The organism is Streptomyces sp. XY006 (assembly GCF_002237655.1).
GTDB lineage: Bacteria > Actinomycetota > Actinomycetes > Streptomycetales > Streptomycetaceae > Streptomyces > Streptomyces levis.
Window position 1 is genome coordinate 1 of sequence record NZ_NOKT01000001.1, and the last position, 23,216, is coordinate 23,216.

Here is a 23,216-nt window from a genome sequence, read left to right on the forward strand (position 1 = left end):
ATGAACAGCGCCATCACGCCACCGATGACGAAGAACGCGAACGACGTCACCAGGTACAGCGTGCCGATCGTCTTGTGGTCCGTGGTCGTCAGCCATTTCAGGTGCCTCATGCCCCGCCTGTGTCCCGACCCCGCCCGGGCGTCACACTTCAGGGGCGCGACGAGCGTCACGCGAACCGGGTGTGACGATCGGGAAGGTGCCGGACACGAACGGGACATGAGCAACGACGAGATCTTCGCCGCTGCCTACCGCGAGCACTACTGGGCGGTCAGCCGCTATGTCGCACGGCGACTGGACGGGCGGGCCGGTGAGGTGGAGGAAGTGGTGGCGGAGGTGTTCACGGTCGCCTGGCGCCGCCGGGCCGACCTGCCGGACACCCCCCTGCCCTGGCTGTACGGCGTGGCGCGCAACTGCCTGGCGAATGCGGTACGCGGGCACGGGCGCCGCCGCCGGCTCGTCGACCGGCTCGGCAACGACGACACCGCGCACGGCCGGCACATCGCGGCGGGCCCCGAGGCCGACACCCCCGGCGGCTGGGTGCACGAGGCCCTCGCCCGGCTCTCCCCGGCCGACCAGGAGGTGCTGCGCCTCGCGGCCTGGGAGGAACTCGGCGTGGACGAGATCGCCGTCGCCCTCGGCTGCGGCAGCCGGGCCGCGTCCATGCGGCTGCACCGGGCGCGGCGCCGCCTGAGAGCGGAGATCGACCGTATGCGCCCCGTACCCGCCCTCACCGAGCATCCCCGCGTGACCGTCCCGAAGGAACACGGCCATGGCTGACGAACTCGACCTGCTGCGCAGCGCCGACCCGGTACCCGCCCACGGCCCCCGCTTCCCCGACGGCCCCCTGAACCCACACGCCGAGCACCGACTGGAACGGCTCCTGACCGGAGCCGACGAACGGGCCGCCGGGCGTGAAGGGGAGGAGCGTAAGCGGTGGTCCGGCCGTCCGGTGGTCCCGTCGCTGCTGGGCCCGGGGCGGCTGCGCCTTGCCTGGGGGCTGCTTGCCACAGCCCTCGTCGCCGCACTGACGCTCGGACTGCTGCTGAGCGGCCCGAGTGCTCCGCCCGCGGTCGCCGCGCCCCGCCCCCTGGTGATCGAGACCGGCTCCGCACCCGTGCCCCTGGACCGGCTGGCCGAGCGCGCGGCGGCCCTGGCCGGGGCCCACGGCGCACCCCGGCTGCGCAAGGGCACCCATGTGCGGTCCTGGAGCCTCGGCATGTCGGACGACGCGCCGCCGGTCACCCTGCCCGAGGAGCGCCTGGTGCGCTGGCGGCCCGACGGCAGCCGCACCGAACTCGTCGTGGCGACCGACCCGCGGTACCCCGGCCGCCCGGTCCTCTCCGACGCAGACGGCGTGCCCCGGCTCGTCGGCGACGGCCACGTCCTGCACGACCGCACCTACCCGCCGAGCTGGAGCGGCGCCCCGCCCCAGTCACCCCCGCCCCGCACACCGGACCGGCTGCGCGCCTACCTGACCCAGGCTCAGTACACCGGCACCCCGTTGACCACGCCCCAGCTGCTGGACGCCGTGGCCACGCTGCTGGACCACTGGACGCTCGGCGCCCGGGAGAGCGCGGCGCTCGCCCGGCTCCTGGCCGGCACCGAGGGGCTGCGACCGGCAGGCCGGGTCACCGACCGGCTGGGCCGGCGCGGCCAGGCCTACGTGACCGACGACGCGTACGGTGTCCGCCGCATGCTGATCATGGACCCGGCCACCGGCGCCGTCCTCGGCCTGGAGAGCACCCTCACCGCGCCCGACCCCCGGTACGGCGTCGACAAGGGGGCCGTGATGGCGTACAGCGCCTGGATGCGCTGATCGCGCCCCGGGCGCACCGAGCCGCCGGGGCGCCCTCTACTCGTCCCAGGCCTGCACCAGGGTCTGCTCGGCGATCTTGCCGTCCCGCAGCGACAGCATGGACTCCGACAGCACGCGCACGCCGTCGGAGTACTGACAGCTCTCGCTGTAGGCCGCCTCGTCGCCCTGGATCACACAGCGCTCCAGCTTGTGCGACATGTCGCGGCTGTAGACGTCCTCCAGCATCCGGCCGATCTCGTCCCGGCCGTGCAGCACCTTGGGGTGGCTGGGCTGGGTCGTGTGGTCCACGATCCGCATCTCGGCGTCGTCGGCGTAGAGGGAGAGCAGGATCTCGGGGTTCTCTCCCTCCAGGCCACGGCGGAGTGTCTCTTTGTCGAAGGCGGGGTCTGCGGCGGTTCCCATGGTGACCTCCTTCGCAGGGTCTCTCCTCCTGAGCCTCCTCCCGCCCGGCGGCCCCGGCAAGCGCTGGGGACGCTGGGCCTGACGGGTGAGCGGCGCGGCCCGCCCGTGTCCGCCGGGGGCCCGGGCGCGTTGCCCCATACATGATCTCAACACGACGTATCGTCGCCGCCGTTGGTCTCGCCGCTGGGGTCACCGGCCTCGCCGCGCCGATGGCGCAGGCGGCCGACGCCGAGGCGAAGAGCCCGCTCAGCCCGATGGCCACGCTCGACTCGCTGACCGTGAGCGACATCCCCGCCGAGCACAAGGACGAGATCCCGCGGCCCTCCTCGCAGCTGGCCGGGCTCAACCGCCTCAACGACCTCGACCAGCTGAACCAGGTCGTCGGCCTGGTCTCCCCGGTCTTCGGTTTCCTCCCGAACGTCCGCTGACGGCCGCGTCCGTATGAGGGCCGCCCCGCGCCGGGCGGCCCTCACCCGTGCCCGGGCTCAGTCCGAGGCGGCCAGGAACTGCGTCGCCGCCAGCTCCGCGTAGAGCGGGTCGGCCGTCACCAGCTCGCGGTGCGTGCCCACGGCCCGGACCCGGCCCGCGTCCATCACCACGATCCGGTCGGCCATCGTCACCGTGGACAGCCGGTGCGCCACGACCAGGACCGTCGTCGTCCGGGCCACGTCCGCGACGGTGTCGCGCAGCGCCGCCTCGTTCACCGCGTCCAGCTGCGAGGTCGCCTCGTCGAGCAGCAGCAGCCGGGGCCGCCGCAGCAGGGCCCGGGCGATGGCGACACGCTGCCGCTCACCGCCCGACAGCTTGGTGCCGCGGTGCCCGACGAGTGTGTCGAGGCCGTCCGGCAGCCGGGCGACCAGCCCGTCGAGACGGGTCGTCTTCAGCACCCGGGCGAGGGCGTCCTCGTCCGCGTCCGGCTGCCCCAGCAGCAGGTTGTCCCGCAGGGAACCCGACAGGACCGGCGCGTCCTGCTCCACGTAGCCGATCGCGGCACGCAGCCGGGGCAGCTCCCAGTCGGCGAGGTCCCGGCCGTCGAGCGTGATCATCCCCGAGTCGGGCTCGTAGAACCGCTCGATCAGCGAGAACACGGTGGTCTTGCCCGCGCCGGACGGACCCACGAACGCGGTCATGCCCTGCGCGGGGACGGCGAACGTCACGCCGTGGTGGACGTGGGGCAGGTCGTCGGCGTAGCGGAAGTACACGTCGTCGAAGGCGACGGCCGCGGGCTCGGTGCCGGGGGAGGGCAGCGGCGCCGGCGCGGCGGCGGGCTCGGCCGGCAGGCTCAGCGCCTCCTGGATCCGGGTGAGGGCCGCGGCGCCCGTCTGGTACTGCGTGACGGCCCCTACGACCTGCTGTATCGGCGACATCAGATAGAACACGTACAGCAGGAACGCCACCAGGGTGCCCACGTCGACGGCGCCGGTCGCGACGCGCGCGCCGCCCACCGCGAGCACGGTGATGAAGGCGATCTGCATGGCCAGTCCGGCCGTGTTGCCCGCGGCCGCCGACCACTTGGCGGCGCGCACGCTCTGCCGCCACGACTCCTGCGCCGCCTCGTGCAGCGTGATCTCCTCGCGGTGCTCCGCGCCGGAGGCCTTCACCGTGCGCAGCGCGCCGAGGATCCGCTCCAGCGAGGCACCCATGACGCCCACCGCGTCCTGTGCCTGCCGGCTCGCCTTGTTGATGCGCGGCACGATCACGCCGAGGACCACACCCGCGCACAGGATCACCGCCAGCGTCACGCCCAGCAGCACGGCGTCCACCAGGCCCATCATCACCACCGTCGCGGCGAGGGTCAGCCCGCCCGTGCCCAGGCCGACGAGGGAGTCGGTGGTGACCGCGCGCAGCAGGGTCGTGTCGGAGGTGATGCGGGCCATCAGGTCCCCGGGCTCGCTGCGGTCCACGGCCGGTATCCGCAGCCGCAGCAGATACGACGACAGGGCGCGCCGCGCGCCCAGCACCACCGACTCGGCGGTCCGCTGCAGTACATACGAACCCAGCGCGCCCACCGCCGCGTTGGCCACCACCAGGCCGGACATCGCCAGCAGGGCACCGGTGATGGCCCGGTCGTGCGCCAGGTCGTCGATCAGGCCCCGCGCCACGAGCGGCAGCAGCAGCCCGGTCGCCCCGGTGACGAGGGAGAGCACGGCGCCGACGACCAGCGCCCGGCGGTGCGGCCGTACATAGCCGAGGAGCAGCCGCCACGGGGGTGGGGCGGGGTGGGTCTCTGCGATGCTCACGTCGCTCCTTCGGCGTCCGGCGGAGCGTTCAGGCTACGTCCGTGCCGACCCGTGCGGCCTGCCCTTTTCCCAGGGAGACAGGTGACCGATCCGCGCCCGTTACCGATCGGTCGCGCGTAGGGTCGGAGGGAACGGACCCCGGCCGACGAAGGAGTCAGCGCATGGCGCAGGAAGTACGCGGTGTGATCGCACCCGGCAAGGACGAGCCGGTGCGGATCGAGACCATCGTGGTGCCCGACCCCGGCCCGGGCGAGGCGGTCGTGCGCGTCCAGGCCTGCGGCGTGTGCCACACCGACCTGCACTACAAGCAGGGCGGCATCAACGACGAGTTCCCGTTCCTGCTCGGCCACGAGGCCGCGGGTGTGGTGGAGGCCGTGGGCGACGGCGTGAGCGACGTCGAGCCCGGCGACTTCGTCGTCCTGAACTGGCGCGCGGTGTGCGGCAGGTGCCGGGCCTGTCTGCGCGGGCGGCCCTGGTACTGCTTCGACACGCACAACGCGCGGCAGAAGATGACCCTGACCGACGGTACGGAGCTGTCCCCGGCCCTCGGCATCGGTGCCTTCGCCGAGAAGACGCTGGTCGCCGCCGGGCAGTGCACCAAGGTCGACCCGGCCGTGGCCCCGCAGGTGGCCGGGCTGCTCGGCTGCGGCGTGATGGCCGGCATCGGCGCCGCCCTCAACACCGGCAACGTCGGCCGGGGCGACTCGGTCGCCGTCATCGGCTGCGGTGGTGTCGGCGACGCGGCCATCGCCGGCTCGCACCTGGCCGGAGCGGGCACGATCATCGCCGTCGACATCGACGACCGCAAACTGGAGACCGCCCGCTCCATGGGCGCCACCCACACGGTCAACTCGCGCGAGACCGACCCCGTCGAGGCCATCCGCGAACTGACCGGCGGTTTCGGCGCCGACGTCGTCATCGAGGCGGTCGGCCGCCCGGAGACCTACAAGCAGGCCTTCTACGCCCGTGACCTCGCGGGCACGGTCGTCCTCGTCGGCGTGCCCACCCCCGAGATGAAGCTCGAACTGCCCCTGCTGGACGTCTTCGGCCGCGGCGGGGCCCTGAAGTCCTCCTGGTACGGCGACTGCCTGCCCTCCCGGGACTTCCCCATGCTGATCGACCTGCATCTGCAAGGACGCCTGGACCTCGGCGCGTTCGTCACCGAGACCATCGGGCTGGACGAGGTGGAGAAGGCGTTCGAGCGGATGCACCAGGGCGACGTGCTGCGCTCGGTGGTGGTGCTGTGATGGCCGTCCGCGTCGAACACCTCGTCACCTCCGGCCAGTTCAGCCTCGACGGCGGCACCTGGGACGTCGACAACAACGTGTGGATCGTCGGCGACGACCACGAGGCGGTCGTCATCGACGCCGCCCACGACGCCGACGCCATCGCCGAGGCCGTCGGCGACCGCCGCCTGACGGCGATCGTGTGTACGCACGCCCACAACGACCACATCGACGCCGCCCCCGCGCTCGCCGAGCGCACCGGCGCCACCATCTGGCTGCACCACGACGACCTGCCGCTGTGGAAGCAGACCCACCCCGACCGCGAGCCCGACGCCTGGCTGGTCGACGGCCAGGTCATCGAGGCCGGCGGCGCCGACCTCAGGGTGATCCACACCCCGGGGCACGCGCCGGGCGCGGTGTGCCTGTACGACCCGGGCCTGGGCACCGTCTTCACGGGCGACACCCTCTTCCAGGGCGGCCCCGGCGCCACCGGCCGGTCCTTCTCGCACTTCCCGACGATCATCGACTCGATCCGCGACCGGCTGCTCACCCTGCCGCCCGAGACGATCGTCCGCACCGGCCACGGCGACTCCACGACCATCGGCGCGGAGGCCCCGCACCTCCAGGAGTGGATCGACCGGGGCCACTGATCGCGTGTCGCCGTGAAAAGGCGACAGAAGATGTCCGGCTTACCCGGCACCCTGAGACCGGCACACAGTCGAGGGCACGGGAGGCCGGACATGTCAGCTCCGCTCAAGGGCAAGGTCGCACTGGTCGCTGGGGCGACCCGGGGCGCAGGGCGGGGAATCGCCGTCGAACTCGGCGCGGCCGGCGCCACCGTCTACGTGACCGGCCGCACCACCCGCGAACGCCGCTCGGAGTACGACCGGCCGGAGACCATCGAGGACACCGCCGACCTGGTCACCGAGGCCGGCGGCCGGGGCATCGCGGTCCCCACCGACCATCTCGACCCGGCACAGGTGCGCGCCCTGGTCGACCGCATCGCGGACGAGCAGGGCCGCCTCGACGTCCTCGTCAACGACATCTGGGGCGGCGAGAAGCTCTTCGAGTGGGACTCCGCGCTGTGGGAGCACGACCTGGACAAGGGCCTGCGCCTGCTCCGCCTCGCCGTCGAGACACACGCGATCACCAGCCATCACGCGCTGCCCCTGCTGCTGCGCAACCCCGGCGGCCTGGTCGTCGAGGTCACCGACGGCACCGCCGACTACAACGGCGACCACTACCGCGTGAACTTCTTCTACGACCTCGCCAAGAGCGCCGTCCTGCGCATGGCCTTCGCCCTCGGGCACGAGCTCGGCCCGCGCGGCGCCACCGCCGTCGCCCTCACCCCCGGCTGGCTGCGCTCGGAGCTGATGCTCGACACCTTCGGGGTACGGGAGGACAACTGGCGCGACGCCCTGGAACGCGTCCCGCACTTCGCCATCTCGGAGACCCCGCGCTATGTGGGCCGGGCGGTGACCGCGCTGGCCGCCGACCCGGACGTGGCCCGCTTCAACGGCACCTCCCTCTCCAGCGGCGGCCTGGCCCGGGAGTACGGCTTCACGGACCTCGACGGCAGCCGCCCGGACGCCTGGCGCTACCTGGTCGAGGTCCAGGACGCCGGCAAGCCCGCCGACACCACCGGGTACCGCTGACGGCGGGGCGCGCCGCCGGCCGCCGTCACCGCCGCAGGGCGATGAAGTGGTCGAGCAGGGCGTCCAGTCCGGCGGCCAGGCCCTCCGGCCCGCCCCGCTCGGCCAGGGCCGGGGCGGTCGCCCGGAGCCGGGGCACCTCCCGGAACGACATGCGGTACAGCCCGAGCCGGAACGCCGGGTCGGGCTCGTCGGGGTTGTCCACCATGGCCCGCAGTTCCACCGACACGTATCCGAGGACCCAGGCGGTGAAGGCGCGCAGGACCGGGACGGACCGGGCGTCGTCGAAGCCCGCGTCCGCCAGGGCGTCGAGCACCCGCTCCTGATCCCTGAGCACCGCCGGCGCTCCACGGGCCAGCGGCACCTCGGTCATGCGCGTGATGATCAGTGGCAGGCCCTGGGGGTGGTCGAGACAGACCTGGTAGGTGACGAGGGCGACGCGATGCAGTTCGGCCCGCCACGCGGGCGTCCCGGCCCGGGCGGCCGCTTCAGGGGTGGGGGCGCGGGCGAGACGGTCCTCCAGTTGCAGGAAGAGGGCCTCCACCACTCCGTCGAGCAGGGCGGTCTTGCCGGGCGCGTAGCGGTACAGCGACATGGCCTCCACGCCGAGTTCGGCGCCCACACGACGCATGGTCAGGGCGGACAGGCCCTCGCGGTCGACCAGTTCGAGGGCGGTGGCCAGCACCCGCTCACGGCTGAGCCTGCCGGGGCGGCCGTCGTCGTCGGCGCCCGGCCCCTCGTCGCGCGCCATCACCTGCCCGTCCTCTCCAGCTCTCCCCAGACGACGAACCGGTGGACGTACGAGCCGTCCCAGCCGCGGTCCGTGCAGGTGATCAGCGTGATCCGGGCCTTGTCGGGGCGGGCCCCGGGCCTGCCGGGGACGGGCAGCAGGACACCCACGTCGGAGGGCTCCACGACCTTGCTGTGGGTGACCCGGTAGGTGTAGGTCGTCCGCTTCCACTCGACGTCGATCCTGTCGCCCTTCGTCAGTTCCGGGAGCCGGTGGAAGGGCTCTCCCCACCCCGTCCGGTGCCCCGCCACCGCGAAGTTGCCCATCTCGCCCGGCTGGGCCGTCCCGGGGAAGTGCCCCGGGCCCTTCTCGAGTGCCTTCCGGGACACGCCCTCGACGATCACGGGCGCGTAGTGCGGCCCGAAGCGCGGAACGCGCAGCACGGCGAGGGCCTCTCCCTCGCGAAGCGCTGGGGGCTTCTCCTCCTCGACCGGGACGTCCCGTGGGGCGGCCGACTGCCGCAGTTGGCCGCGCAGGGCCTGCTGGCTGTGGTCGTAGGCGTCCTCGGACTGCCGGTCCTGGAAGACCTTGAAGCCGCCCAGGGCCAGGCCGGCGAGGATCAGGCCGAAGCTCAGGAGGCGGATCACCCTTCTCATGACCGACCTCCCGAGGAGCGGTGGGGCCACTGCCGTGGCCCCGCCTGGGCGACCTTTGTCAGGCGTCGTCCCTGACCTTGCGCGGGATCAGCCGCAGGGCGGCGCAGCCCGCCGCGACCAGAACGAAGACGACGATCCAGAACCAGACACTGCCGGGGCCGCCGGTGACCGGCAGCAGTCCCGCGCCGCCGGCGCCGCCGGCCGTGGTGCCCGCGCCTCCATAGTTCGCCATGACCTTGTCCTTTCCTTGTGCTGACTTCCTGTGCGGATCTCTCTGTGCGGTCTTTCTTCCGTGCGACGTTCGTGTTCACCAGCTGCGGTCCCTTCGCAGGGCCGTGTCCGCCAGGGCGCGCATGTGCACGCCCTGGAGAAACAGGTCGTAGCACCACTCGGGAAGGACCAGCATCGAGGCGACCGATACGCGCCAGCCCCGCGCTTTGACCGTGATCGCGCGCTCGACGGCGTAGAAGGCGGTGAAGGCGATCCAGAACGGAGCGATTCTCATGCCGGAGCCGACGGCGAGGAACCAGATCACGGAACCCACGTAGGCGGCGGAGACGGATGCCCCGAGGAAGGCCAGGATCTGCCGGGCCCAGCCCTCCGCGGTGTAGCGGGTGAGGCCGTAGTCGATCAGATTCTCCAGCGCGCCGCGTTTCCAGCGCAGCCGCTGCTTGGCGAGGGCCCGCCAGGTCTCCATGACCTCGGTGGTCATGGTCGCCCGCGCGGGGGCGACGATGCGGTAGTGGAGGTGCCTGAGGGCCAGGGTGAGTTCGTTGTCCTCCGTGAGCGCTTTCGTGTCGTAGACGCCTTGAGCCGGAGGGAGGCGGCCCGACGCGCGCGCCGCGAGGACGTCCTTCAGGGCGCCGGCCCGGAAGAGGCAGGCCGTACCCGTCAGGCACAGCACCTTGCCCCGTTTGCGGGCCGTGTCCCGTGCGTACCGGGCGTACTCGTTGCGCTGGAACGCGCCGCAGAGCCTGCCGCCGGGCCGGCCGCGGAAGTTGCCGCCGACGGCGCCGTAGCCATGCTCCATCTTCCTGAGGGTGACCTCGATGAAGTGGGGGTCCAGACAGGTGTCGGCGTCCTGGACGAGGATCGCGTCCTGATCGGAGGCCTCCGGCAGCAGCCTGTCCAGGGCGCCGTTGAGGTTGCCGGCCTTCTTGTACCGGTTGCCGGACGAATGCCAGACCTCGGCCCCCGCCTCGTGGGCGATCCGCTGGAGCTCCGCGGTCCGCCCGCTGTCCCGGTGCGGATCGAGCGTCACGACGACGCGGTCCGCCGGACGCGTCTGCCGGTGCAGCGCCGCCAGCACCTGGGGGAGCGAGTCCACCTCCCGGTAGGCCGGCACGAGCACGGTCACCCGAGGCGGTGCTGGGGGTGGAGGCGTCTCGATCATCACTTGCTCCGACGCGCCGGGGGGATTACTGCGTGATGTACGTAAGTTTACCTTGTAAGCCTATGAGTGCAACTTACGCACTATGTGTAGGCCTGTGTACCTTTCTTCTCTTTCGTTCAGGCCCCTGTCGCATGGCGAATGTCACTGTTCCGTCCCGGCGGGGCGGAGGGCACAACCGGAGGCCCCTCACGGCCGTCTAGCTGGCAGACATCGCAGACCACTTCCGTGAAGGGGCATGACCAGCCATGGGGGACGTACGCAGACGGGGTGCCGTCGCACTCGGGCTCACCGCACTGGTGGCACCGCTCACGCTCGCGCTCGGCGCCACGCCGGCCGCCGCGGCGAGCTGCACCACGCAGACCGGCCCGTACCAGAAGCAGGTGGAGAAGTTCCTGGGCCGTCCGGTCGACGGCAAGCAGTCCGCCGCCGACTGCAAGGCCATCAAGGCCTTCCAGACCAAGCACGGCATCTCCCCGAACATCGGCTACGCCGGATCCGTCACCTGGGGCGTGATGGACCTGATGCAGAAGCAGAAGGCCGTCGGCAAGAACCCCAACAAGGACGGCAAGTGCCCGGTGAACAAGGGCCGGATCGCCTGTGTGAACCTGACGCTCCAGCTGAGCTGGATCCAGGACGGCAAGAAGCTCGTCTACGGCCCCGTCCCGGTCCGCACCGGCCGTGACGGCGACGAGACCCGTACCGGCCTGAAGAAGATCTACTGGCGCAACATCGACCACGTCTCGTCCATCTACGACGTGCCGATGCCCTACGCCCAGTTCTTCGACGGCGGCCAGGCCTTCCACCAGGCGAACGTCAGCATGTGGAACCCGCCGGGCTCGCGCGGCTGCGTCAACATGACCAAGACCGACGCAAAGAAGTACTGGTCCATGCTGAAGAAGGGCGACGACGTCTTCGTCTACGGCCGCAAGCCGGGCACCTGATACCGGGCACCCGGCTCGCTCCGGGCCCGCCCTACTGCGGCGCGTCCCCGAAGTCCGGGATCTCCAGCCGGACCCCGCCCTGCCGCGCCGACTCGTGCGCGATGATGCCCGGCAAGGTGTAGCGGGCGGCCACCCACGCGTTCACCGACGGCAGGGTGCGCTCGTTGACGGCGGTCACGAAGTCGTCCACCAGGAAGTGGTGGCTGCCCTCGTGACCGTTGTGGAGGTGGTCGAACTCCCTCGGCAGGCGCGCGCGGTCGTGCACGGGTGCCGACCCGGACGTGAAGGCGGCCCGCAGCTCCGGCGCGATGTGCTGCAGCGAGGGGTCGTCCGGGGCCATCGTGGGCTTGGGCTCCAGCAGTTCGCTGATGTCCTTCACCCCCAGCTTGTCCTGCCACAGGGCGACCGTGGCGAGCTGCTCCATGCTCGCCTCGGTGCCGAAGAACCGGAAACGCGACTCCCGTATGTGCGAGGGGTAGCCGACCCGCCGGAACTCGTTGGTGCGGAACGAGCCGCCGCCCGCCACCTCGAACAGCGCGGTGGCGTTGGAGAAGTCGTTGCCGAACTGGCTGATCTCCTTGTCGAAGACGCCGTCGCCCCGGTCGTCGACGACCCCGATCGCCGAGACGCTGACCGCGTGCGTCCGCCAGGCGCCCAGCACCCCGCCGACCGCGTGCGTCGGGTAGAGCAGCGGGGGATAGCTGGCGGTGGCCTTCCAGTTCTCGCCGCCGCTGTACTGGTAGGCCTCGTAGAACCCGAGATCCATGTCGTGGACGTAGTCGCCCTCGGCGTAGAAGAGCCGGCCGAAGGCGCCCTCGGCGATCTGGTTGCGGGCGTGCACGGTGGCCGGGTTGTACTCGCTCGTCTCGCCCATCATGTAGGTCAGCCCGGTGGCCTTGACCGCGTCGATGATCGCCGCGATCTCCTCCGTGCTGATGGCCATGGGAACCGCCGAGTACACGTGCTTGCCCGCGTTGAGCCCCTGGAGGACCAGCGGCCCGTGCGTCCACCGCTGTGTGAAGATCGCGACCGCGTCGACGTCCTCCGACTCCAGCATGGCCTGGTACGACGGGAAGGTGCCGGCCAGCGACTGCGCGGCGGCGAGCCGTTCGGCCCGCTCGGGCAGCAGGTCGGTGACGTAGACCGCGTTGACGCCGGGATGGGCCTGGAACAGGGTGGCGAACTGGCCCGAGAACTGTCCGGCGCCGACGATGCCGAGGGAGAACGTCATGGAACGCGTGCCCTTCACTGGGAGAGGATGAGGTTGATCTGGTCGTTGGTCTCGTCGAGGCTGCTCACGGGCTTCCCGTTGCCGTAGATGTCCTCCATGGCAGGGGTCATGAGAGCCGTCATGTCCGCCGAGTAGCTGGCGATCGGGTAGGAGAAGGTCCGGAAGTTCTTCTTGTCGGCGACCGGCTCGGTGAACGACGAGACGTCGATCCCCTTCTTCCGGTACGCGGCGACGGCCGCCTCGGTCCCGGCCCTGGTGGCGGGGAAGACGACGCCGTGCCGGCCGACGACCTTCTGGCACTTGTCCGAGGCCAGGTACGCCACCCACTTCTTGGCGCCCGCCTTGTTCTTGGACGCCCTGGTGACGGAGTCGGCGAGGCCGTTCATCATGGTGGCCCGCTTTCCGGTGGGGCCGGCCGGTGTCACGGCCGTCCTGATGTCCCTGCCCTTGAAACCGGCGTACGTGGAGATCATCCAGGCCCCGTCGAAGGCGGTGGCCGCCTTGCCCGCCGCGACCTGCGTGTTGGCCTGGTTGGACTGGACGTTGTAGTCGGACAGCTCAGGCATGTAGCCCTTCTTCGCCAGACCGAAGTACCAGCGGATGACCGACTGGAAGGTCTTGCTGTCGTACTGGTACTTCGTGCCCCAGCGCGGCTTGTCCAGGTAGGACCAGCCGGCGGAGGCGGCGAAGGTGCTCCACTGGGTCTGGCCGTCGCCGAAGCCGCCGCCGTTGGTGGCCAGTCCGTACACCTTGACGTTGTTCCGGTCGAAGCCCGGCTCGTCGCCCCGTCTGCCGTCGCGGTCGATCGTCAGGCGGGCGATGGCCTTCTCGAAGGTGCCGCCGTCCTTCGGGTTCCACGACAGGCTGTTCAGCTGCTCGGCGGTGAGACCGGCGTCCTTCGCCATCTTCGCGTCGTAGAACAGCGCGACGGTGTCCCAGTCCTTGGGGGCGCCGTAGCGGTGCCCGTCCTTGCCGACCCAGTTGGCGGCGAGGCCCGGCTGGTAGTCGGAGTCCTCGATCCCGAGGTCGTCCAACGGTTCGAGGACCCGCAGATCGGCGTACTGGCCGAAGTTCTGGATGTGGTCGGTGAACACGTCCGGCTGGGTGCCCGCGATGAACCCGGCCGTCAGCTTGGTCCAGTAGTCGGACCAGCCCAACTGCGTGATCCTCACCTTCAGTCCGGGGTTCTCCCGCTCGAACCCCTTCGCGCAGGCCTGGTAGGCGGGCAGCTGGTTGGCGTCCCAGAGCCAGTAGGTAACGGTGCCCGGGGAGGATCCGGCGGCGCCCCCTTGCGCGCATCCGCTGACGAGGGAAAGCGCCAGCGCTCCGGTCGCCGCGACGAGCGTACGCAGACGAATTCGCATCACAGTCCCCTTACTTGATCCCGGTGAAGCCGATGGAGCTGACGATGCGCCGGGCGAAGCAGGCGAACAGCACCAGCATCGGCAGCGCGGCGATGAGCGTCGCGGCCATGAGCCCGGACCAGTCGACGCCGGTCGCCGGCGTCTGCGCCCGGAAGATCGCCAGTGCGACGGTCAGCACGCGGGAGCTGTCGCTGTAGGAGACCATCAGCGGCCAGAAGTAGTCGTTCCAGGAGGTGATGTACGTCAGCACGCCCAGCGTCACGAGCGGTGTGGAGGCCATCGGCAGCACCACCCGGAAGAAGATCCTGACCTTCCCGGCGCCGTCGAGCAGCGCGGCCTCCTCCACCTCCCGGGGAATGTTCAGGAAGAACTGGCGCAGGAAGAACACCGCGAACGGGGTCATGAACATCGTCGGCAGGGCGATGCCCAGGAGCGTGTCCACCAGGTGCAGTTGCTTGACGAGGACGAAGTTCGGCAGCAGCGTGAAGATGGCCGGCACCATCATCCCGGCCAGGAACAGCCCGAACACCGCGTCCCGTCCGCGCCAGCGCAGCCGCGCGAAGGCATAGGCGGCCATCGCCGAGAAGAAGATCTGGCAGCCGGTGATCAGGGTCGAGACGAGCACGGAGTTGAGCAGATAGCGCCAGAAGTCCAGCCCGCCGCCCGCGCCGCCCTGCGCGATCGCCTCCTCGGCGGACTGCAGGCCCAGGGCCCGCTCGAACCCGCCGAGGGTGAGACCCACCGGCAGCGGGTCGGTCGGGTCGGCGCCGAGGCCCGCGTTGCTGGAGAGCGCCGTGCGCAGGATCCAGTAGAACGGCAGCAGGGTGACGAGGACGATCAGTCCCATCACGGTCCAGGCGACGGCCCGCCCGAAGGGGAAGGCGCGCCGGGCCGGTCGCACCCGCGCCGGCGTCGTTGTCGTCACGGCGGTCATGGCCGGTGTCTCCCTTCCGTCAGCCGAGGTCGGTCCGGCCGGCCCGGGTGAGCCGGTACTGCAGGACGGTGATCGCGCTCAGCACGGCCAGCAGGGCGACGGACATGGCCGAGGCGTAGCCGAACTGGAAGCGGCCGAACGCCGAGCCGTAGATGTAGTACTGCAGGACGTTGGTGGCGTTCGCCGGACCGCCCGCGGTGGTCACGGCCACGGTGTCGAACACCTGGAACGAGCCGATCACCGTCATGATGAGCACGACCGCGAGGACCGGCCGCAGCAGCGGCATGGTGATCCGCCAGAACATCCGCCACTCGCTCGCGCCGTCCACCCGGGCCGCCTCGTACATGTCGTCCGGGATGGCCTGCAGACCGGCGAAGAGCAGCAGCGCGGTGTACCCGACGTGCCGCCACACGTTGATCAGCGCGATCGTCGGGATCGCCCAGGTCTCGTCGGCGAGGAACGGGACGCGGTCGAGTCCGGCCGCGCCGATGATCTCGTTGCCGATGCCGAGCTGGGTGTCCAGGAGCCACAGCCAGACCAGACCGGCCACGACGTTGGACATCAGATACGGCGTGAGCACGATGCCGCGCAGCACCGCCGACCGCGTCAGCCGCTGGAGCAGCACGGCGATGGCGAGCGCCGCGGCCGTCTGGACGCCGATGTTGATGACGACGTACTCGACGGTGACCCACAGGGAGTTCCAGAAGATCGGGTCGTTGACCATGCGGACGTAGTTGTCCAGGCCCACCCACTGCGCCGGTGTCAGCAGGTTGTAGCGGGTGAAGCTCAGATAGACGCCCCGCAGGGTCGGCCAGAGCAGGAAGACCAGGAAGCCGAGGAGCGCCGGCGCGATGAACAGCGCGGCCAGCCGCCCGTCCCCGCGGTCCTCCCCGGCCCCGCCTGGTGGTGGTCCGGTCCTGCTGCGGACCTCGGCCGCGGCGCCCGTGGGCAGACGCGACGGAGGGCTGCTGGAGGCGATGGTCATCGGGAGACTCCCTCGCTGCGGCGGCTCGTCCTCTGGCGGACTTACTTTTGGTGCGGAACAATTGCTGCGTCAAGAGGGGTGCAAACATCTTTTCGCAGGAACCGACATCGCCTTAGAGTGCTCATGTTAATTTTGGTGCGAAAAAAAGTGAGGGGAGCCGACGTTCATGACCACAGGCGCCGCCAGCTGGCTGCCGCTGAGCCAGGGGGAACGCTCGGTGGCGATCGAGGTGCTCGTGAACGGCCCGTTGTCGCGCAGTGAACTCGCCCGGCGGCTGGGCCTGTCGGCCGGCAGCCTCACCCGCCTGACCAAGCCGCTGATCGAGTCGGGCCTGCTGGTCGAGGTGCCCGAGGCGGGGGCGGCGGAGGTGCGCCAGGGCCGCCCCTCCCAGCCGCTGGACGTCGTCGCCGACTCCGGGTTCTTCCTCGGCTTCAAGATCACCGAGGACATGGTCTACGGCGTGGTCACCACCCTGCGCAGCCATATCGTGGCCCGCCACGACCGCCCGCTGACCACCCACGATCCGGCCGGGGTCGCCGACCTGCTCGCCGCGATGACGGCCGAGCTGGCCGCGGCGCACCCGGGGCCGGCCGGCATCGGCATCGGGGTCGGCGGCTTCGTGCAGGACCGGGCCGTGGTGGGGGAGTCGCCCTTCCTGCTCTGGCGGGACGTGCCGCTCGCCGAACTCGTCGGACAGCGCACGGGACTGCCCGTCGTCGTCGAGAACGACGTCGCGGCGCTGGTCGAGGCCGAGACCTGGTTCGGTGCCGGGCGCGGCCTGGACCGCTTCGTCGTCCTCACCATCGGCGCCGGCCTCGGCTACGGGCTCGTGCTGGGCGGCAAGCGCGTGCCCTTCGCCGAGGAGGACCGCGGCTTCGGCCGCCACTGGATCGTCGACCCCAACGGCCCGCTCACCCCGGACGGCCGGCGGGGCAGCGCCGTCTCGCTGCTGACCATCCCCAACATCCGCTACCAGATCCGGGCCGCCACCGGCCGCGACCGCAGCTACGAGGAGATCCTCGAGCTCGCCGCCGCCGGGGAGCCGATGCCCGCCCGGGTCGTCGAGGAGGCGGCACGCGCCCTGGGCACGCTCGTCGCGCAGATCTCCAACTTCGTGATGCCGCAGAGGATCCTGCTCGCGGGGGAGGGGGTCGGGCTGATGGACGTGGCGGGCAAGACGGTCGAGGAGACCATCCGTGACCACCGTCACCCGCTGGCCGCTCCGGTCGACCTGGAGACGAAGGTGTCCGACTTCCACGACTGGGCGCGCGGCGCCGCCGTGTTGGCCATCCAGGTGCTGGTGCTGGGATCGGCCGAAGCGTGAACAGGCTCACGTTTACCGGGACATGGACGTGATCAGCAACACTGTCCGTAATGCCCCTTTGGCTCGTGATTACTCACATCGTCTTCACCTTCGGAGACGTATGCTTCACAGCATGTCCACCACTGTTGAACCCTCTTCCGAGCGATCGGCTGACGAGGTCAACGAGGAGATCCGGGCCCTGTGGCGCCGATCGGGCGGGACACTGAGCGTCGAGCAGCGCGAGGAGTACCAGCGCCTCGTCCTGGAGTGGGCCGCCGCGGCCCCGCAGTCGGCGCCGGCGGCCTGACCGCCCGGTCCCGCTGACGCTCCGGACCCTCGTCCCGGGGCACCTCTGATCCAATGGGTGCCCTTCTCGCACCGTCCTCGGCCGTCGTCTGCGACAGCGCCGCCGCCATGCGGTTCCTCAGCCGTGGCCTGAGCCGTGGTGCTGGGGGAGAGCGTCGTCGTGCCCGTGAGTGCCGTCACGGGCGTCGCGGTGCAGTACCTCACGCTCGGCCAGGCCGGTGCCGGCAGCGGCCTGTGGCCCGTCGCCGCCGGCGGCCGGGTCGCCGCCGTCCTCGTGCTGCTGCCCGCGCCGTCTCGTGCTGCTGCCCGGCGCCGTGCGGCACGCCCGTACGCTGCGGCTGCCGGCGGTCCGCTGCCTTCAGGCCGTCCCCGTCGGAGCCGGGGCGGCCCTCGGCCTCGTGCTCTGTCTCCTCGCCGCGCAGCGGCAGTTGCCGGCCGTGGCGGTCGTCCTCACCTCGCTCTACCCGGCGCTGCCCGTCGTCCTCGGCCTCGCTCTGCCGGGCGAGCGGGTCACCCCCGCCAGGTGACGGGGCTGCTCGGCGCCGCCGTGGCGACGGTGCTGCTCACCCTGGGATGAGAGGCGACGGGCCCGGCCCGGTCTCATCCCCAAGTCGCCGAGTAGTACTGCCGATACGCCTTGCGGTCCTGCTCCGCCCGGATCCAGCGGGTCGCCACCAGGGCCACCAGGCTGCCCGCGATGACCAGCATGCCCGGGCCCACGTTGCGCGGGTCGGTGAGCCGGCTCAGCAGCGACGACACGTCCGCGCCCGACACCGGCGCCGACGAGCCGGGCGAGGCCGCGGCGGCGCCCTGCGAGGCCGACGGCGCGGGCGCCGCACCCGTACCGCCCCCGGCCTGCTTGGCCACGATCAGCTTGACGCCCAGCTCGGTCAGCGCCTTCGTCACCGGCTGGAAGAACGTCGTGCCGCCCGCCACGCAGTCACCGCTGCCGCCCGACGTCACGCCGAGCGCGACCCCGTCGGCGAACATCGGGCCGCCGCTGTCCCCGGGTTCGGCGCACACATTGGTCTCGATGAGCCCGGTGACCGTGCCCTCGGGGTAGTTGACCGTCGCGTTGAGGGCGGTCACCTCGCCCTGGCGCAGCCCGCTGGTGCTGCCGCTGCGGAAGATCCTCTGCCCGACCTCGGGATCGGCCAGGCCCGTGATCCGCACCCCCTTGCCGCCGCCGACCGACACCACGTCCGCGCCCTGTCCCGCGCGCCCGCCGTCGTACTTCACCAGGGAGTAGTCGTCACCCGGGAAGCTCCCCCGCAGCGAGGTGCCGACCTGCTCGCGGCCCCGGTCGTCGGCGAACCAGAGGGAGCCGTCGGGCCCGCAGTGCCCGGCCGTGAGGATGTAGTCGCTCTTGCCGTCGGTGACGTTGAACCCCGCCGAGCAGCGCCCCGCGGTCGACAGGATCGGCTCCGCCCCGTTGAGCCGCGTCGTGAACGTGCCCTCGGTGCGCTCCATCCGCACGAAGCCGCCGATGCCCTCCGCGACGTCGGTGAGCCGGGACCAGTCGGAGGCCGAGACCGTGCTGTCGCCCCGCACCACGACCTGGTTGCTCTTGTAGTCCAGGGCCCAGGCGGTGCCGGCCACCCGGGGGGCCGAACGCAGCGTCGCCGCGGCCGACTTGAGGTCCTTCATGCTGTGGTCGACCATCTTCGCCCGGGCTCCGGCCCGTTCGACCTCCGCGGCGGCCTTCTCGTCGGTGACCGCGACGACCGGACGCCCGGCCGCGTCCACCCAGCTGCCGGCCGTGCGGGAGGCGCCGAGCCGGGACACCAGGTCGGTGCCCGTGCCGCCGGCCGGCTTCGCCGTGTAGGGGACGCCGATGGACGGGTCGGGAGGCTCGCTCGCCACGGCGCGTGTGACCATCGCTCCTCCGAGGAGGAGTCCGCCGACGGCCGCCAGCCGTGTCACTCGCCGGACGACCCGTCGTCGTGCGTGCCTCATGCATGGCTCCCGAACCCGAACAGCGCGGTGCGAACACCGCGGGGCCCTCCGTCAGTTGAGCACCCTTCCTCCCATACGCGGCCGGGCCGCGCGGCGTTCACCGCGTGCGTGATCAATTCGCCCGGCCGGCCACCGGGGCGGCCAGCAGGGCCCCGCTGCGCGCGTCACCCCACACCGAGCCGGGGTCGACGTAGGGCCGCAGCAGGGCGGTGAGTTCCGGGTCCCCGCGTCCGTTCAGCTCGTCGGAGGCGATCTTGCGGGCGATGCCGGCGAGGAAGTCCGCCACCTGCACCCGGGCGTCGTCCCGTGCCACGACCAGTCGCAGCCCGGCCAGGGCCACCCCGGCCTGGCGGGCCGCCTCCTCGATCCACGCGATGCGGTCCGGGGTGAGCATGTTCTGCCGGTCGTGCACCAGCCGGACCGGCCGCCCGTCCGCGCTCCATAGTTCGGCCGTCCGCACGATCGCCGGGAGCAGCGGATTGAGCACCGGGATCAGCGGCGGACCGTCCAGGAACCCCGCCCGATAGGCCTCCGCGCGGGCCCGGGTCGCGGCGAGCCGGGCGAGGAACCGGGCCGCCTCCGTGCCCGGGTGCGCGCGGCGCAGGGCGTCGACGGTGCCGTAGAAGGCGTCCACCGGGTCGCCGTGGTCGCGGACCCGCAGCAGCCGGTTGGCGGCCTCCAGGAAGGCCCGCCAGCCCTCGCCCCCGAAGGTGGCGCGTCCCGCGCGGAACAAGGCCGGAGCCCCGGCCGCGTCGTCGAGCAGCACGCCGACGGCCCGCTCCACCACGAAGTACGACTTCTCCATGAGGTGCACCCGCGCCCGGTCGTGGACCGGCCCCTGTGGCGCGAGCAGCCACTCCAGCACCGCCCGGTGCTTCTCCCGCAGCAGATGGTTCGCCTTGTACTCCTCCGCGGGGGAGCGGATCCGGTCCCTGATCTCCTCCACGGCCGCCGCGGCCGACGCGACGGACAACGCCACACTGCCGTGCGCGAACACGTCCGTGTTCCCGCCCGTGAGGTTCTCGCCGTCCGACCCGGACTCGTCGCAGGCGATCTCCAGGACGGCGCCCTGCGTCCCGTCCTGCTCCCCGTCCTCACGATTCCCGCTCACCGCGCAGCCCCCTATCGTGTGCCCATGACCAGGATCCCGCACGAGACGTCCGGTGAACGGAATCCGCTGCAGGTCCTCACCCTGGAACAGCTCCGGCGCCGCACGAGCGTCAAGTGGCGCGCCCACTCCGAGGACGTGCTGCCGCTGTGGGTGGCCGAGATGGACGTGCCGCTCGCCGAGCCCGTCGTCCGTGCCGTCACCGGCGCACTGGAGCTCGGCGACACCGGCTATCCCGCCGGCACCGCCTACGCGGAAGCCCTGGCCGGCTTCGCCGCCGAGCGGTGGAACTGGGACGGGATCGCCGTGGAGCGCACCGCGATCGTGCCCGACGTCATGCTGGGCGTGGTCGAGATGCTCAAGCTGGTCACCGGGTACGGGGACGCGGTGGTCGTGAACCCGCCGGTGTACCCGCCGTTCCACGACTTCGTCGCGCACCTGGACCGGCGGGTGGTGGAGGCGCCGCTCGGGGCGGACGGGCGCCTCGACCTCGACGTGCTGGAGGAGACGTTCCGGCGGGCCGTCTCGGACGGGGGGCGGGTCGCCTTCCTGCTGTGCAGCCCGCACAACCCGACCGGCACCGTGCACACGGCCGGGGAGCTGTCCGCCGTCGCCGCACTCGCCGAGCGGTACGGCGTGCGGGTCGTCGTCGACGAGATCCACGCCCCGCTCGTCCTCGGCGGCACGGGCTTCGTCCCCTATCTGAGCGTGCCGGGCGCCGAGCGGGGCCTGTCGCTGATGTCGGCCTCCAAGGCCTGGAACCTGGCCGGGCTGAAGGCAGCCCTCGCGATCGCCGGGCCCGGCGCCGCCGCCGACCTGGCCCGCATGCCGGGGGAGGTCGGGCACGGCCCCAGCCATCTCGGCATCATCGCCCACACGGCCGCCCTGCGCGACGGCGGCACCTGGCTGGACGCGCTGCTGACCGGCCTCGACGCCAACCGGCGGCTGCTCGCGCGGCTGCTGGCCGAGCACCTGCCCGAGATCCGCTACCGGCCGGGCGACGCCACCTTCCTGGCCTGGCTCGACTGCCGCGGGCTCGGCCTCGGCGACGACCCCGCGGACGTCTTCCTGCGCCGTGGCCGCGTCGCCCTCACCTCCGGCCCGCCCTTCGGCACCGGCGGGGCCGGGCACGCCCGGCTCAATCTGGCGGCCTCGCCCGAGGTGCTCACCGAGGCGGTACGCAGAATGGCGCTCGCGCGGGTCCTGAGGCCCGGGCGGCACCCGTAGACTGCCCGCCATGGACGACAGGGCGTTGGACGGACTGGGCGCGGGCAAGTACCTGCTGGTCACCAGCTACCGCAAGAACGGCACGCCGGTCGCCACCCCCGTCTGGGTGGTGCGCGACGGGGACGCGCTCGGCGTCTGGACGGTGGCCGACTCCTGGAAGGTCAAGCGGATCCGCAACCGCGCCGACGTCCTGGTCGGCCCCTGCGACCTGCGCGGCAACCCCACCGGTGCGCAGGTGCCCGCCACGGCGGAGATCTGCGACCCGGACACCACCGCGCGGTACCGGAAGCTCATCGCCCGCAAGTACGGCCTGATGGGCCGCCTCACGCTGCTCGGCAGCCGGCTGCGCCGGGGCGCGGACGGCACGGTCGGCCTGCGGATCGTGCTCGCACCCTGACCCTCACCGCCGAGGACGACCTGTTCCCGAGCCGCGCGCGGCGTGAGGGGACGTCAGCTCCAGGCCCGGTACGGCTCGTCCAGCAGCTGGAAGACCGGCTCGCCGCGGACCGGGTCCTTGGCCGTGGACAGCCGCACACGGTCCCCGCTGTGGATCCCGATGGGCGGGCCCATGACCCGGCCACGCACGACGAACCCCTCGGACATCTCGACCAGGGACACGTTGCGCGCGGCGGGCGTGTTGCGGTGCACCACGGTGGAGTGGCGCACCGTGCCCGTGCCCTCGCTGCGCTCCGTGCGCAGGTCGGAGCCCCGGCAGACCGGACACAGCAGCCGGTGGTACATGGCGGTGCCGCACCAGGTGCAGCGTTGGAAGAGGATGGCGTCGGCGTCCGCGCTCCTGGTTTCGAGCAGACCCGTCGCGGAGCCGGCGGCCTGCTGAGTGACGCTTCCTGAGTGGTGGTACACGCTGGTCAACTCCCTGCACTCGGCCGGAATTGCGCGGGCGCGGTCACCCGCGCACACGCGTGCGCGGTTCGCCGTGCCACCGTGCACGCAGCACAGAGTATGGCACTCAGTGCCACTCGTAAAGGCACTCCGTACCCTCAATGTCGGCCCTCAGGGCCGCCCCATCACCGATTCGATCTCCTGCACCACCCGCCACAGCGGCGCGTCGCGCCGCGAGACGACGACCACCACGTCCTCGGGCTGCTCCACGGCCGGGGGCACCGGTGTGCCGCCGAAGGCGGACTGCACGTACGCCAGCGCGTGGTCCATCGCGGCGTTCGCCTCGCCGCGCCCGTCCGAACGCAGCCAGGAGCGCAGCGCGTTGTTGTGCGCGGCGACCACCGCCGCCGCGATCACGTCGGCCCGCAGGGTGCCGTCCCGCCGCGCCGCGAACCGCCGGCGCAGGTACGCCGCGAGGGCCCGCTCGTAGCGCCACACCACCGACAGTTCGTAGGCGCGCAGCCCCGGAACCTCCTTGGTGAGGCGGTAGCGCTGCACGGAGAACGTCGGGTTCTCGGCGTACATCCGCAGCACGAGCCGGGCCGCGTCGCAGACCCGGCGTACGGGTTCGTCGTCGTCCGCGCTCGCCGCCAGGAAGGCCGTCATGTCGGCCAGGCACCGCTCGTGGTCGGGGAAGACCACGTCCTCCTTGGAGGGGAAGTAGCGGAAGAAGGAGCGCCGTCCGACGCCGGCGAGCGCCACGATGTCGTCGACGGTGGTCTGCTCGTACCCCCGCTCCAGGAACAACCGGAAGGCCGCCGCCACCAGGGCGTCCCGCATGGTCGGCTTTCCGTGGCCCGGACCGGCTTTGTCGGCGCTCATGCCCCGGAACGTAGCACCCGC

The 23,216-nt window shown here is 71.9% G+C and carries 26 protein-coding genes; 12 read left to right on the forward strand and 14 right to left on the reverse strand.

From position 1 onward, the window contains the following. Positions 1 to 216: 216 nt before the first annotated feature. Together CHR28_RS00005 and CHR28_RS00010 are read left to right on the forward strand one after the other, a co-directional pair. On the forward strand, positions 217 to 777 hold the full coding sequence (locus CHR28_RS00005) for an RNA polymerase sigma factor (RefSeq protein ID WP_094051285.1): 561 nt from the start codon (positions 217 to 219) through the stop codon (positions 775 to 777). Next, positions 770 to 1,816 (forward strand): CU044_5270 family protein, encoded by a 1,047-nt coding sequence (locus CHR28_RS00010; RefSeq protein ID WP_094051286.1) that lies wholly within the window; start codon positions 770 to 772, stop codon positions 1,814 to 1,816. Before CHR28_RS00005 ends, CHR28_RS00010 begins: the two co-directional genes overlap by 8 nt. 36 nt (positions 1,817 to 1,852) lie before the next feature. On the opposite strand, the gene CHR28_RS00015 is transcribed toward CHR28_RS00010, so the two are convergent. Further along, positions 1,853 to 2,218: a nuclear transport factor 2 family protein gene (locus CHR28_RS00015; RefSeq protein ID WP_094051287.1), complete on the reverse strand. Its 366-nt coding sequence runs from the start codon at positions 2,216 to 2,218 to the stop codon at positions 1,853 to 1,855. 140 nt (positions 2,219 to 2,358) lie between these two features. On the opposite strand from CHR28_RS00015, the gene CHR28_RS00020 reads away from it, so the two are divergent. After that, entirely contained in the window at positions 2,359 to 2,646 is a 288-nt protein-coding gene (locus CHR28_RS00020) for a hypothetical protein (RefSeq protein ID WP_094051288.1), read from the forward strand. A gap of 57 nt (positions 2,647 to 2,703) precedes the next feature. On the opposite strand, the gene CHR28_RS00025 is transcribed toward CHR28_RS00020, so the two are convergent. After that, on the reverse strand, positions 2,704 to 4,458 hold the full coding sequence (locus CHR28_RS00025; RefSeq protein ID WP_094051289.1) for an ABC transporter ATP-binding protein: 1,755 nt from the start codon (positions 4,456 to 4,458) through the stop codon (positions 2,704 to 2,706). Positions 4,459 to 4,619: 161 nt separating this feature from the next. Here CHR28_RS00025 and CHR28_RS00030 point away from each other — a divergent pair, with 161 nt between their 5' ends. The 3 genes from CHR28_RS00030 to CHR28_RS00040 all read left to right on the forward strand — a co-directional run bounded on the left by CHR28_RS00030 (position 4,620) and on the right by CHR28_RS00040 (position 7,339). Then, entirely contained in the window at positions 4,620 to 5,705 is a 1,086-nt protein-coding gene (locus tag CHR28_RS00030) for an S-(hydroxymethyl)mycothiol dehydrogenase (RefSeq protein WP_094051290.1), read from the forward strand. Continuing rightward, entirely contained in the window at positions 5,705 to 6,334 is a 630-nt protein-coding gene (locus tag CHR28_RS00035; RefSeq protein WP_094051291.1) for an MBL fold metallo-hydrolase, read from the forward strand. Before CHR28_RS00030 ends, CHR28_RS00035 begins: the two co-directional genes overlap by 1 nt. Positions 6,335 to 6,424: 90 nt before the next feature. Next, the gene (locus tag CHR28_RS00040; RefSeq protein WP_094051292.1) at positions 6,425 to 7,339 is read left to right on the forward strand and encodes an SDR family oxidoreductase; all 915 of its coding nucleotides are present in this window, start codon (positions 6,425 to 6,427) and stop codon (positions 7,337 to 7,339) included. Positions 7,340 to 7,364: 25 nt separating this feature from the next. Here CHR28_RS00040 and CHR28_RS00045 read toward each other — a convergent pair whose 3' ends face one another. From CHR28_RS00045 to CHR28_RS00055, 4 genes are all read right to left on the reverse strand, one after another. Then, positions 7,365 to 8,087 (reverse strand): TetR/AcrR family transcriptional regulator, encoded by a 723-nt coding sequence (locus tag CHR28_RS00045; protein WP_094051293.1) that lies wholly within the window; start codon positions 8,085 to 8,087, stop codon positions 7,365 to 7,367. Further along, positions 8,087 to 8,722 (reverse strand): class E sortase, encoded by a 636-nt coding sequence (locus CHR28_RS00050; protein WP_094051294.1) that lies wholly within the window; start codon positions 8,720 to 8,722, stop codon positions 8,087 to 8,089. Before CHR28_RS00050 ends, CHR28_RS00045 begins: the two co-directional genes overlap by 1 nt. 58 nt (positions 8,723 to 8,780) lie before the next feature. Further along, positions 8,781 to 8,954 (reverse strand): hypothetical protein, encoded by a 174-nt coding sequence (locus tag CHR28_RS37620; protein WP_179272261.1) that lies wholly within the window; start codon positions 8,952 to 8,954, stop codon positions 8,781 to 8,783. 75 nt (positions 8,955 to 9,029) lie between these two features. Then, on the reverse strand, positions 9,030 to 10,079 hold the full coding sequence (locus CHR28_RS00055; protein WP_218829453.1) for a glycosyltransferase: 1,050 nt from the start codon (positions 10,077 to 10,079) through the stop codon (positions 9,030 to 9,032). A 281-nt stretch (positions 10,080 to 10,360) separates the two neighbouring features. On the opposite strand from CHR28_RS00055, the gene CHR28_RS00060 reads away from it, so the two are divergent. After that, on the forward strand, positions 10,361 to 11,056 hold the full coding sequence (locus tag CHR28_RS00060; protein ID WP_094051296.1) for a L,D-transpeptidase family protein: 696 nt from the start codon (positions 10,361 to 10,363) through the stop codon (positions 11,054 to 11,056). Between the two features lie 31 nt (positions 11,057 to 11,087). On the opposite strand, the gene CHR28_RS00065 is transcribed toward CHR28_RS00060, so the two are convergent. Genes CHR28_RS00065 through CHR28_RS00080 form a run of 4 tightly spaced genes read right to left on the reverse strand, consistent with a single transcriptional unit; the run spans position 11,088 to position 15,570 of the window. Further along, complete coding sequence (locus tag CHR28_RS00065) at positions 11,088 to 12,287, reverse strand: Gfo/Idh/MocA family protein (RefSeq protein ID WP_094051731.1); 1,200 nt, start codon at positions 12,285 to 12,287, stop codon at positions 11,088 to 11,090. 14 nt (positions 12,288 to 12,301) lie between these two features. After that, positions 12,302 to 13,651 carry an ABC transporter substrate-binding protein gene (locus CHR28_RS00070; protein WP_094051297.1) on the reverse strand — a complete coding sequence of 450 codons (1,350 nt, stop codon included), beginning with the start codon at positions 13,649 to 13,651 and terminating at the stop codon, positions 12,302 to 12,304. A gap of 10 nt (positions 13,652 to 13,661) precedes the next feature. Continuing rightward, positions 13,662 to 14,585 (reverse strand): carbohydrate ABC transporter permease, encoded by a 924-nt coding sequence (locus tag CHR28_RS00075; protein ID WP_094051298.1) that lies wholly within the window; start codon positions 14,583 to 14,585, stop codon positions 13,662 to 13,664. A gap of 19 nt (positions 14,586 to 14,604) precedes the next feature. After that, a complete protein-coding gene (locus tag CHR28_RS00080; RefSeq protein WP_094051299.1) occupies positions 14,605 to 15,570 on the reverse strand; it encodes a carbohydrate ABC transporter permease in 966 nt (321 codons plus the stop codon). Positions 15,571 to 15,736: 166 nt separating this feature from the next. On the opposite strand from CHR28_RS00080, the gene CHR28_RS00085 reads away from it, so the two are divergent. From CHR28_RS00085 to CHR28_RS38040, 3 genes are all read left to right on the forward strand, one after another. Further along, complete coding sequence (locus tag CHR28_RS00085) at positions 15,737 to 16,894, forward strand: ROK family transcriptional regulator (RefSeq protein WP_094051300.1); 1,158 nt, start codon at positions 15,737 to 15,739, stop codon at positions 16,892 to 16,894. 100 nt (positions 16,895 to 16,994) lie between these two features. Then, positions 16,995 to 17,180: a hypothetical protein gene (locus CHR28_RS00090; RefSeq protein ID WP_094051301.1), complete on the forward strand. Its 186-nt coding sequence runs from the start codon at positions 16,995 to 16,997 to the stop codon at positions 17,178 to 17,180. Positions 17,181 to 17,475: 295 nt separating this feature from the next. After that, a complete protein-coding gene (locus CHR28_RS38040) occupies positions 17,476 to 17,706 on the forward strand; it encodes a hypothetical protein (protein ID WP_256984043.1) in 231 nt (76 codons plus the stop codon). Between the two features lie 73 nt (positions 17,707 to 17,779). On the opposite strand, the gene CHR28_RS00100 is transcribed toward CHR28_RS38040, so the two are convergent. Together CHR28_RS00100 and CHR28_RS00105 are read right to left on the reverse strand one after the other, a co-directional pair. Beyond that, positions 17,780 to 19,135 (reverse strand): S1 family peptidase, encoded by a 1,356-nt coding sequence (locus CHR28_RS00100; protein ID WP_094051302.1) that lies wholly within the window; start codon positions 19,133 to 19,135, stop codon positions 17,780 to 17,782. 112 nt (positions 19,136 to 19,247) lie between these two features. Further along, on the reverse strand, positions 19,248 to 20,246 hold the full coding sequence (locus CHR28_RS00105; protein WP_094051303.1) for a hypothetical protein: 999 nt from the start codon (positions 20,244 to 20,246) through the stop codon (positions 19,248 to 19,250). A 24-nt stretch (positions 20,247 to 20,270) separates the two neighbouring features. On the opposite strand from CHR28_RS00105, the gene CHR28_RS00110 reads away from it, so the two are divergent. Further along, positions 20,271 to 21,470, forward strand: coding sequence for a MalY/PatB family protein (locus tag CHR28_RS00110; protein WP_094051304.1), 1,200 nt, complete (start codon positions 20,271 to 20,273; stop codon positions 21,468 to 21,470). Between the two features lie 10 nt (positions 21,471 to 21,480). Then, a complete protein-coding gene (locus tag CHR28_RS00115) occupies positions 21,481 to 21,867 on the forward strand; it encodes a PPOX class F420-dependent oxidoreductase (RefSeq protein WP_094051305.1) in 387 nt (128 codons plus the stop codon). A gap of 53 nt (positions 21,868 to 21,920) precedes the next feature. Here the strand turns inward: CHR28_RS00115 and CHR28_RS00120 are convergent, their stop codons facing one another. Beyond that, positions 21,921 to 22,334 carry a Zn-ribbon domain-containing OB-fold protein gene (locus CHR28_RS00120; RefSeq protein ID WP_094051306.1) on the reverse strand — a complete coding sequence of 138 codons (414 nt, stop codon included), beginning with the start codon at positions 22,332 to 22,334 and terminating at the stop codon, positions 21,921 to 21,923. 150 nt (positions 22,335 to 22,484) lie between these two features. Next, the gene (locus CHR28_RS00125; RefSeq protein WP_094051307.1) at positions 22,485 to 23,195 is read right to left on the reverse strand and encodes a TetR family transcriptional regulator; all 711 of its coding nucleotides are present in this window, start codon (positions 23,193 to 23,195) and stop codon (positions 22,485 to 22,487) included. Positions 23,196 to 23,216: the final 21 nt, after the last annotated feature.